Origin of the sequence: Lonsdalea britannica (assembly GCF_002111595.1) — a bacterium.
GTDB classification, from domain to species: Bacteria; Pseudomonadota; Gammaproteobacteria; order Enterobacterales; family Enterobacteriaceae; genus Lonsdalea; species Lonsdalea britannica.
The window spans coordinates 1-1,063 of record NZ_LUTN01000050.1; the positions used below are offsets into that span (position 1 = coordinate 1).

General features: G+C 50.7%; 1 pseudogene. It reads right to left on the minus strand.

Annotation, left to right across the window (positions count from 1 at the left end):
* Positions 1-984, minus strand: a pseudogene (locus AU509_RS17735) (IS3 family transposase); the annotation flags it as partial.
* Between the last annotated feature and the right edge of the window lie 79 nt (positions 985-1,063).

Below are 1,063 nucleotides of genomic sequence, written 5' to 3' on the forward strand. Positions count from 1 at the left end.
CCCGTGCTTCATTCAGCGTTCTGAACAGGTAAAAATCCAGGATTTCTGTCCGGTATGTCCGGTTAAAACGTTCGATAAAGGCATTCTGTGTCGGTTTCCCCGGACTAATAAACTCCAGCATCACACCATGCTCTTCAGCCCAGTGTGCCAGCGTCAGTGAGACCAGCTCAGGCCCATTATCCATCCGCATCTTCAGCGGATATCCGCGACTGGCCACGATCCTGTCCAGCACTCTGACGACACGCTGTGCCGGAATATTCAGGTCGATTTCTATCGCCAGCGCTTCGCGATTAAAATCATCCACCACATTGAAGGTTCTGAAACGTCTGCCGCAGACCAGTGCATCATGCATAAAATCAATAGACCAGCTCTGGTTCAGCGCCTCCGGCGTTGCCAGCGGTGCCGGGTTGCGTACCGGCAGACGTTGTTTTCCCTTGCGGCGAAAATTCAGTTTTAATAGACAGTAAATTCGATGAACTCGCTTATGGTTCCAGGCGTTGCCCTGCCTGCGCAGCACCAGGAACAGTTTCTTAAAGCCATACCGTGGATAACGCTCAGCCATTTCTGTTAGCGCCTGGATCACGGGCTCATCCCGGCGGGTATCGGGCTGGTAAAAATACACCGTCCTGCTCAACGATAATGTCCTGCACGCCTGGCGTAAGCTCATCGAAAATTGCGTCGTCAGATAGCTGACAAGCTCACGCTTTATCGCTGGTTTTAAAGCTTTTTTTCAATAATGTCTTTCAGTGCCCGACATTCCAGACTCAGGTCGGCGAACATCTGTTTGAGACGACGATTCTCGTCCTCAAGATCTTTGATTTTTTTGATATCAGCAGCTTCCATACCGCCATATTTCGCCTTCCAATTGTAATAGCTGGCTTCAGAAATCGTGGCCTCGCGGCAGACGTCTTTGACGGTCCGCCCGGCTTCGACGGACTTCAGGACGGCGATGATCTGGTGCTCAGTAAATCGGGCTTTACGCATGGCGATCTCCTTAAGGGGACATAATCAGTATGTCGGAAGATCTCTAAAAGTGAATGGTTTGGTTTACCGGGATGCTTAC